The sequence below is a fragment of the Peribacillus sp. P4_D6 genome (assembly GCF_056401795.1).
Genome location: NZ_JBFUIQ010000145.1, coordinates 1 through 8,774 on the forward strand (window position 1 = coordinate 1; position 8,774 = coordinate 8,774).

Here is an 8,774-nt window from a genome sequence, read left to right on the forward strand (position 1 = left end):
TACTTAACCCACTTAACACAACCTCACAGCCATCTCTGGCGGCTAAATCCACTAAACTGACTGAGGACTCGATATCATTTAATATATAGGATTGAATTGGCAAATCAACGATATCCGAAAGGTTTTCCACGCCATAAATCATATTCAAAGCTCCTATGACGGCCACTTTTTTACTGCCGAAACGTGCCTTGCAATCATGCAGGGAACGAATGAGGTCAATGCCCTGCACAGGAATATCAACGATAGGAATGGATTCATTGCATTCTTTTAATAGTTTCGTGATTAATCCCCTTGAGATGATTACATCGGCATCAAGTTTCAACTTCCCAATCTTATCGGCATCCTCAACTACCTCCTCTAAAACAAACTTCACTGAAACGTTACCACCATTTTCCGATTCTTCCAACTTGTTGAACTCCTCAAATCTTTCAAAAGCATCCGTAATATACCCTTTTCGGGGAACAACGAGTTTTATTTTTATCAAAATACCCACCTCCAGCGTAAAATCAATTTGGCTTATTGGATGTAAGCTCTGGCAACCTGTTATTCTAGCCAGGTCAAATAAGGACGAGATATAATAAAGGTAGCTAATACGCCGCAAAAGTTTTCATTTAAAGCCGCGATAAGAAAAGTAATGGCCATAAGTACGCTTGAGGTTATTTCTGCATTTTATTAAGATTTTTCATTTTGAAAAATAAAAAACCCTGTTATCCTGGGTTTTTAAGGATTCCGATTGATATTAATTATTACAAAAAGAATGGACATTCAGTCATCTCATTTAAAACTAGAGAACGATTTTTAACATCAACATCATCATAATGATCCTTATGGTGAAATTCATCATGCCTCTTTAATTTCTTAAAGGGCGGCTTCCATCTACGTTATTTTCCATAATTCCCCTTCCTTTCACGCTAACAGGACTATATTCCTTTTATTCTTCATACAAATGTGGAATTCCTTTTGATTTTATCGTTAGTGACAATAAAATTAGCCTACAAACAGATAAACCCCGTTCAAGAATCCTGAACGGGGTTTATCAATAAATAAGAGCTGTTTAATTTTGATTTTTTATGGAGTTTAGTTCTCAAACATCATAAGTCTGTTCATTCAAGGTGGTTTTACTTACGAACTTAAAAAGGATCGGCGATGACAAGGATTTTCCCTGCCTTAATATCCTCTAGATATTGATCGACTTCGGCTTCCTCCAGTCCAATGTCCAATAATGGCTTTCTCAATCCGCCTGCTCCCGATGCTGCCCCGGCTGCGGCTCCGCCAAATGTGGTGAAAATCGGACCCGCTGCCAATATCGGACCTATTCCTGGTACGGCCAATGCACTCATTCCAATAAGCAGGCCTGTCAATCCGACAGCTCCGCCGGCTGCTGCCCCGGCTACTAACCCATCAGTTTTTGCCGGGCTGACTTCCTCTGCTTCAGTTGGTAATTTATCGATGTTTTTTGCCACTACTGATATTTGATCGGATGTATATCCTTGTTCCTTTAAATTTTTGACTGCTGAAGTCGCTTCGTTTTCATTATCATATATTGCTATAAACCTCTTGTCCATGGTATCTGCTCCTTTAAAAGTAATGTATTGTACAATACCCTTAATTGAGGTTTAATAACCTTCCATGAAAGAAATGAATTCTATTCCCGGATTTGCCCCTGGCCGTATATGAAGTACTTGCTTGATGTTAAGGCAGGTAAACCCATTGGTCCGCGTGCATGCAGCTTTTGAGTGGAAATGCCGATTTCTGCGCCATAACCGAATTCAAAGCCGTCGGTAAAACGGGTGGAAGCATTGTGATAAACGGCTGCGGCATCCACTTTATTCAAAAATGCGTAAGCATTTTGTTCATCCCTCGTTAGGATTGCTTCAGAATGCTTGGAACCGTATCGGTTTATGTGATCAATGGCATCGGATACACCTTTTACAGTTTTCACGCTGAGTTTTAAAGCCAGGTACTCAGTTGACCAATCTTCCTCCGTAGCCGTTTTCGCTCTCGGAAAGGAGCAGCAAACCGCTTCATCTCCATATAATTCAATACCCTTTTCGTCCAGGAGTTCCAGAATACGCACTCCATTTTCTTCAAACCATTTTTCATGGATCAGAAGCCCTTCAATGGCATTGCATACGGATGGTCGCTGAGTTTTACCGTTTAAGACAATTTTCTCGACCATCGTGATATCTGCGGTCTGATCGATGAAGATATGGCAATTGCCTGCTCCTGTTTCAAGGACGGGGACAGTGGACTCCTTAATCACCGTTTCAATTAAGTTCTTTCCGCCGCGTGGAATCAAGACATCTAAATAGTCATTTAGATGAAAAAGTTCCTTAGCGGTTTCACGACTCGTATCCTCGATCAACTGAACAGCTTCTACAGGGATTTCCGTATTCTCCAATGCTTTATGAATGGAAGAGACTAGTGCGATATTGGAGTATTTGGCTGACGAGCTGCCTCTTAAGATGACAGCATTCCCCGTTTTCAAGGATAATGTAGCTGCATCGATGGTCACATTCGGCCTTGCTTCATAAATCATTCCGATTACCCCGATAGGCACCCGTTGTTTTTTAATCAATAAACCATTCTCTTTTTCAATCGTTTCCAAGCGTTCCCCAATCGGATCATTTAAATCGATTAAAAGCATAATGGCCGCTGCCATGTCATCAATACGGTTACCATTCAACATAATTCGATCTAAGATAGACTCGCTGAGACCTTTTTTCCTGCCATCTTCCAGATCCTTTTGGTTTTCCTTTATCAAAAAATCTTTATCGATAATAAGTTGTTTAGCAATTTTCCCAAGAGCCTCATTCTTCTTTTCCGTACTCAATCCGATTAGCTGATAACTGGCTTTTTTGGCTGCCTTTCCTTTCGCCGTCACTTCACTCATTTCTAAATTCCCCCTTTTTTCTTGAAATTGATTTTTTATGCTTTCACCCATTTATCGCGATGAATAACTTCTATGGAAGTGATTATAAGCTCGGATGTCCTCTTTCCCATCGCCTGTTTTAATTCTTCGTCGGAATAAAGGACCTCACCCCGCCCTAATAACCCATTTGCACCAAAGACTTCGACAACATCACCCTTATTGAAGACTCCTTTAATTTCATAAATTCCAGCTGGCAGCAGACTGCTTCCATTTGAAACTAAGGCCCTTTCGGCACCTTCATCAACGAAAATTTTCCCGGATACTTTTGAATGAAGGGATATCCATTGTTTGTTTTTCGTTACCATCGCCATGTCTTCATTCCCTATATATGTGCCATCACCATTGCCTTCAAGGATAGTTAGAAGTTTATCACTCCCCAAACCAGATCCGATGAATACTTTCACCCCTAGTGACAATGCCGTTTGCGCTGCAATCAGCTTCGATTTCATCCCACCGGTTCCGACATTAGATCCTGCACCTTCTGCCATTTGCAATAAATCATCCGTAACTTCGGATAATTCATCAAATCGTTTCGCCCCTGGATTTGTCTGTGGATTGGAATCATAGAGCCCATTAATGTCCGTTAATATGATCAAGTTCGTGGCGTGGACTAACCCGCTTACCAAGGCGGATAGCATATCATTATCACCAAAAGTCAACTCCTCGACCGATACTGTATCATTTTCATTTATGATCGGAAGGATGCCGCGTTCAAGCAATTCCATCAATGTGGCATATGCATTTTTATATCGATCTTTTTTCGAGAAATCTTTCCTTGTTAATAAAATCTGCGCCGGAACGATTCCAAAATGCCCCAATTGTTCCATATACGATTGAATCAATAGGCTTTGACCTACAGCTGCAGCAGCTTGTTTTCCTTTGAGAGTGACAGGTCGCGTAGGGTAGCCAAGCTTGCGAAAACCTGTCGCTACAGCACCTGATGAAACAAGGACAACTTCATGTCCGGCTTTCCTTAAAGCTGCCACTGCCTGGATATGATCGGAAAATTTATTCTGGTCGATTTCACCTTGTGTGTTGGTCAAAGAACTACTTCCTATCTTTACAACGATGCGTTTCTTTTCCATCGATTACTTCCTCCAATAAATATCTAAGACATGAAAAAAAGCCCTTTTCATCCTCGAAATAAGGACGAAAAGGGCTGCTCTCCGTGGTACCACCTTCATTGAATGCAAATTCATGCATTCCACTTTGCCTGATAACGCCAGGATTTGCGCCTATGTTTTGCATAGGACTCAAGAAGCAGGTTCAGCGCATTCCTGTCGCGGGCCTTCCAGCAAATGACTCCGCTCTCTGTCACAGTGATTCTCGCATACTAATCTTCTCTCAACGTTCATTGTTTTAATATAGTATGCAAAATTATCTGCTTGATGTCAATAACATTCCTTCGATGAATGAACCTTATAGCGCCATGGCTGGGCCGAAGAATTCATAGTGGATTTTATCCGTATCTACCCCAAGCTCTTTCAGGTAAGTGATGATGGCCTTCATGAAAGGCACAGGGCCGCACACATAATAATCAGCTTCAGGTTTAACAATACTGCTCAATAATTCCTTATCTACATACCCTTGCTTTGCAAAATTCGGCAGGTTCTTATCATCCTCACTCGGATTTTTAAAGACAAAGGATAATTGATAGTCGGTAAGTTTGTGTCCTAGTTCTGTCAGTTCCATTCTGAACGGCTGTAAATGGCCATTATCGGTTGCATGAATGAATTGTACATCACGCTCAGGTGTCTTTTCAGCCAACGCATGTACCATGCTCATGAAAGGCGTTATGCCAACGCCTCCGCTCAAGAATACTGCCGGTGTTCGTTTATCCAAGTCGATGGTGAAATCACCTGCAGGAGCCGTTACGTCAATACTGTCACCCATCTGAATGGATTCATGCAAGTAGTTAGAGACCCTTCCATCAGGAGAGGTTCCCGGCTTTTCTTTTTTAACGGAAATACGGAAATAATCTTTTCCCGGAACATCAGATAAACTATACTGACGGTTGAATAAATGAGATTCACCCGGTATCTCGATCCGAACGGTAATATATTGTCCTGGAAGAAATGCCGGAACCTGATTTCCATCTGATGGCTTTAGATAAAAGGATGTGATTACGTCACTTTCCCGTACTTTTTCCACCACTGTGAATCGTTTGAAATCAGACCATCCTCCGACCTGATTGGAAGCTTCGTCGTACATTTCCTTTTCGATGCTAATGAAAACATCCGCAATGACTCCGTACGCCTCTCCCCAAGCTTGAAGGATTTCTTCTGTAGCCGAATCTTGTAACACTTCTTTGATTGCGCCTAATAGGTGTTCACCAACAATCGGATAATGTTCGGCTTTGACTGCAAGGCTTCTATGTTTTTGTGCTATTTGCTTCACGGCAGGTAAAATCGTTTCAAGTTGATCTATATATTTAGCTGCTGCCAATACCGTGTTGGCAAGTGCAGTTTGCTGGCGTCCCTTTTTTTGATTGGCATGATTGAAAACATTTAATAATTCAGGATGTGCTTCGAAAAGATTTTTATAGAATACAGTTGTGATAGTTGTACCATGCACTTCTAATACAGGTACGGTTGATTTTATAATATCGATAGTTTTCTGGGATAGCATAGGTAAACCCCTTTTCATAAACAAGTATTTTGAATACATGTTTATATTAGAACTTAAATGCATTAAAAGCAATATTTTTTATACATCTTTTCAGATAATAAGTTTTCATGTTTATAAAATGTTCACATTTATGATATAGTCAAATGGGGATAGAATGTGAGGCGATAAACATGAGGTTGACGAGTTATTCCGATTACTCACTTAGAGTGTTGATTTACCTGGCTACCCACGACCAAAGCAAATTATCAAATATCAAAGAGATTTCTGAAGTATATCAACTGTCTAAAAATCATTTGATGAAAATTGTTCATAATCTAGGTAAATTAGGCTATATTGAGACGATACGTGGAAGAAATGGCGGTTTCCGGCTTGCAAAATCACCCGCTGAAATAAATGTAGGGGAACTTGTGCGGAGAACCGAAGAAGATTTTTATCTAGTGGAATGTTTTAAAGATCACGATAACTGTGTGATTTCTCCCGTTTGTTCATTGAAATTTGTCCTTAACAATGCCTTGGATGCTTTTCTTCAAGTCCTTGATCAATATACGATTGCAGACTTCAGCGAAAATAAAGTTATGCTCAAAACCTATTTTGATTCGGTAAAGCAGAATGACGAAGAGCCCGATTTTTTATAATCGGGCTCTTTTCCATTAACCGATGATTCATTCGATTTGCCATTCTTTTTCCATTCGTAAATCTATGATCTCTGTACCGGTTTTCAATAAAGCTTTATGGGGATTGTATGGATCGATCATGATGATCGTCCCGAATCGTCCATTGGTAAGGATGACTTCTTTTCCTACCAACGTGGACATTAATCGGCTTACAAGCTCCATTAGGATCTCAGGATTGAATTTACTGACCATATCCCTGTTCATTTGCTCAATCACCTTATAAAACGGCATGGCCTGATGATGATGACATCGCATGGAATACGTCGGCTATAGCGACGATTTTCGCATGAAGATGGATATCCTTTCCACTCTTCCCTTGAGGATAGCCTTGCCCATCTTCCCGTTCATGGTGCTGGAGGGCTGTTAATGCAATCGATGGTGGGATTCCAGGGATATTTTTAAGTAATTCATATCCATAAATGGCATGGCGTTTCATATCTTCATATTCTGCCTCATTCAGTTTACCCGGTTTTTCCACTATATTATCCGAAATCCTTGTTTTCCCCACATCATGCAGCATGGCTGCCAAAGTCAGGGCTGAAAGGTTTTCTTTGGATTATCCAAGCTTCATCCCTAGATAAGTGGCGATTATCCCGACATCTTTATTATGCCGATACGTGTACTCGTGATCTGCATGCGGCTCATCGAAAAGGGAATAAATATCAGGGTTCATTGCAGCTTCTGCAATGACAGGTGCAACTTTTGCTTTAATCAATACAATCTTTTCAAGCTGTATTTTTCCTTCTTTACGTATATCTTGAAAGATGTTTTTCAAATGAAGCGAAGCTTCGTTGATTCTATCCTGAATATTTACGTTAGGTTGTACATGTTCTACCCTTAAAGCAAATGCATCTTTTTTCAATTCTTCCCTTATGAAATCATTATGGGGGTATGGTAAGAGGCTGTTTCACATGCTTCCCTCTTCTATTTTTCATTGCTCTCACACTTTTCTCTATTTTTTATCTGTAATACCATATCCTTCTTTCTCTTGTGTCTTAATGAAAGCAATTAAGTTCGGTCACTAAGTTCATTGCCGAGCTGTTTTAGTTTTTCACCAACCGTGCATTCTGAAATACAGAACTGATGGGCATACGTACGCCCCTTCTCTTTTCGAAAATGCTTTCTTAAAAAACAATCTTGGCAAAATGAAGCGAGAACATCTTCCACTTCTTCATATATTTTTTTCCTGTTCATTGTTGTTATGGCTCCTTTGACCCAGCAATTTCTATTTTACTGAAAATGGCCTTTCCCTGCAGTGCAAGTGTGGCCAGGCGATCGGCTTCCTGGTTTTCCTTTCGAGAAATCGGCTTGCAGACAGGAATGATCTTTAATTTATCCAATTTCGCTTCAATGCGGTCCAGCCATTTATTTAAGTTTTCTTCCATACAGGGCCATTCACCGGAAAGTTGATTTAAGACGACTAGAGAATCACCTTTAAAGACACAGCTTTGATGGTGGATTCCAAGTTCGTCCATCTGCCTGACCGCTTCATGAAAAGCCGCATATTCTGCTTCATTATTGGATTCGAATTGCTCCAATTTCACATTGGTGCGTAACCGTAAGAACTTCTTTCCTTGACGATAATAAATGGCAACACCAATTCCTGCCACCTTTTCATCTTTTTGAAAACCTCCATCAAAGAAGACCGTCACATCCTGCGGTTCTTCCTCAATTTCCGTCAGGAGTTTCTTTAACTCCTTCTTGTTCCATGTTGTATCGAATTCATCCTTGAATTCCACTTCTTTCAGCCTTCCTGCCTTTTCAAGATCTTCTGTAATGACCAGTGCAGTCCCGGCATCAAGCCAATCCGAAACGAAATCGGCAGATGGTTTTTTTGAAGCTTGATATGTCCATTGCATAATTACCTTCAAAGATTTCCAGCTCCTTATCCATTTACGATTCATGCAGAACAGCTTACAATTTTCATACCTTTTTTTCGTCATACCCTTTATAATATATTGTAAGCATTTTAATCAATCTTTTTAATTATAGTTCCCATATCAGCCTGAAATTCTCATGTTTCAATCTTAATTTTAAATGAAACGTTATTATATCGAACATTTAAACAGTTAAACTCGAGGAGGAGCACATCTTGATCGAAGTGTATATTGATGGTGCCAGTGCGGGCAATCCAGGGCCTAGCGGTGCAGGTGTTTTCATAAATAATAACGGTGTGGTCGAGAGGCATTCCTTTCCGCTTGGAAATATGGAAAACCATGAAGCGGAGTACCATGCCTTAATCAAAGCATTGGAGATTTGTGTGGCCAATAAGTATCAAGTCGTTTCTTTTCGTACAGACTCCCAAGCCATCAACCAAGCCATTGAAAAAAGATTTGCAAAAAATAAGTATGCCCTTTTGCTGGAACGGGCGTTAAAGCTTTCCGACGGGCTTGATTTATTTTTCATGAAATGGATTCCAAATATCGAAAATAAGTCCGCGGATGAGTTGGCGAGACGGGCCATTCGTTTGAATAAGGCTGAGGAAAATCATGAACAAGACAGCTGATTTTTCATTATTATTCGTTGTATTCATCTGGGGC

11 protein-coding genes and 1 pseudogene are annotated in these 8,774 nt (G+C 40.4%); 2 read left to right on the forward strand and 10 right to left on the reverse strand.

Annotation, left to right across the window (positions count from 1 at the left end; genetic code table 11):
- From AC1DVB_RS23310 to hmpA, 5 genes are all read right to left on the reverse strand, one after another.
- Positions 1 to 484, reverse strand: a 484-nt coding sequence (locus AC1DVB_RS23310) for a PrpR N-terminal domain-containing protein (RefSeq protein ID WP_477591163.1), incomplete at its 3' end; no start/stop codon positions are given.
- 646 nt (positions 485 to 1,130) lie between these two features.
- Positions 1,131 to 1,565, reverse strand: a complete 435-nt coding sequence (locus tag AC1DVB_RS23315) for a general stress protein (protein ID WP_095679369.1) — start codon at positions 1,563 to 1,565, stop codon at positions 1,131 to 1,133.
- 80 nt (positions 1,566 to 1,645) lie between these two features.
- Positions 1,646 to 2,893, reverse strand: a complete 1,248-nt coding sequence (locus AC1DVB_RS23320) for a glutamate-5-semialdehyde dehydrogenase (RefSeq protein ID WP_095679368.1) — start codon at positions 2,891 to 2,893, stop codon at positions 1,646 to 1,648.
- Between the two features lie 35 nt (positions 2,894 to 2,928).
- Positions 2,929 to 4,017: a glutamate 5-kinase gene (gene proB / locus AC1DVB_RS23325; protein WP_187049679.1), complete on the reverse strand. Its 1,089-nt coding sequence runs from the start codon at positions 4,015 to 4,017 to the stop codon at positions 2,929 to 2,931.
- A 334-nt stretch (positions 4,018 to 4,351) separates the two neighbouring features.
- Positions 4,352 to 5,560: an NO-inducible flavohemoprotein gene (gene hmpA / locus AC1DVB_RS23330; RefSeq protein ID WP_230135471.1), complete on the reverse strand. Its 1,209-nt coding sequence runs from the start codon at positions 5,558 to 5,560 to the stop codon at positions 4,352 to 4,354.
- Between the two features lie 170 nt (positions 5,561 to 5,730).
- On the opposite strand from hmpA, the gene AC1DVB_RS23335 reads away from it, so the two are divergent.
- Complete coding sequence (locus tag AC1DVB_RS23335) at positions 5,731 to 6,195, forward strand: RrF2 family transcriptional regulator (protein WP_057277839.1); 465 nt, start codon at positions 5,731 to 5,733, stop codon at positions 6,193 to 6,195.
- Positions 6,196 to 6,222: 27 nt separating this feature from the next.
- Here the strand turns inward: AC1DVB_RS23335 and AC1DVB_RS23340 are convergent, their stop codons facing one another.
- From AC1DVB_RS23340 to AC1DVB_RS23360, 5 genes and pseudogenes are all read right to left on the reverse strand, one after another.
- Positions 6,223 to 6,438 carry a hypothetical protein gene (locus AC1DVB_RS23340; RefSeq protein ID WP_477591166.1) on the reverse strand — a complete coding sequence of 72 codons (216 nt, stop codon included), beginning with the start codon at positions 6,436 to 6,438 and terminating at the stop codon, positions 6,223 to 6,225.
- A 13-nt stretch (positions 6,439 to 6,451) separates the two neighbouring features.
- Positions 6,452 to 6,772 (reverse strand): annotated as a pseudogene (locus AC1DVB_RS23345) (HD-GYP domain-containing protein); the annotation flags it as partial.
- An 18-nt stretch (positions 6,773 to 6,790) separates the two neighbouring features.
- A complete protein-coding gene (locus AC1DVB_RS23350; protein ID WP_477591168.1) occupies positions 6,791 to 7,096 on the reverse strand; it encodes a hypothetical protein in 306 nt (101 codons plus the stop codon).
- A 146-nt stretch (positions 7,097 to 7,242) separates the two neighbouring features.
- The gene (locus AC1DVB_RS23355; RefSeq protein WP_034307842.1) at positions 7,243 to 7,428 is read right to left on the reverse strand and encodes a zinc-finger domain-containing protein; all 186 of its coding nucleotides are present in this window, start codon (positions 7,426 to 7,428) and stop codon (positions 7,243 to 7,245) included.
- A 5-nt stretch (positions 7,429 to 7,433) separates the two neighbouring features.
- Positions 7,434 to 8,105: a reverse transcriptase-like protein gene (locus tag AC1DVB_RS23360; protein ID WP_222619895.1), complete on the reverse strand. Its 672-nt coding sequence runs from the start codon at positions 8,103 to 8,105 to the stop codon at positions 7,434 to 7,436.
- A 221-nt stretch (positions 8,106 to 8,326) separates the two neighbouring features.
- Between AC1DVB_RS23360 and AC1DVB_RS23365 the strand changes: the two genes are divergently transcribed.
- On the forward strand, positions 8,327 to 8,740 hold the full coding sequence (locus tag AC1DVB_RS23365) for a reverse transcriptase-like protein (RefSeq protein WP_098936927.1): 414 nt from the start codon (positions 8,327 to 8,329) through the stop codon (positions 8,738 to 8,740).
- Positions 8,741 to 8,774 lie beyond the last annotated feature (34 nt).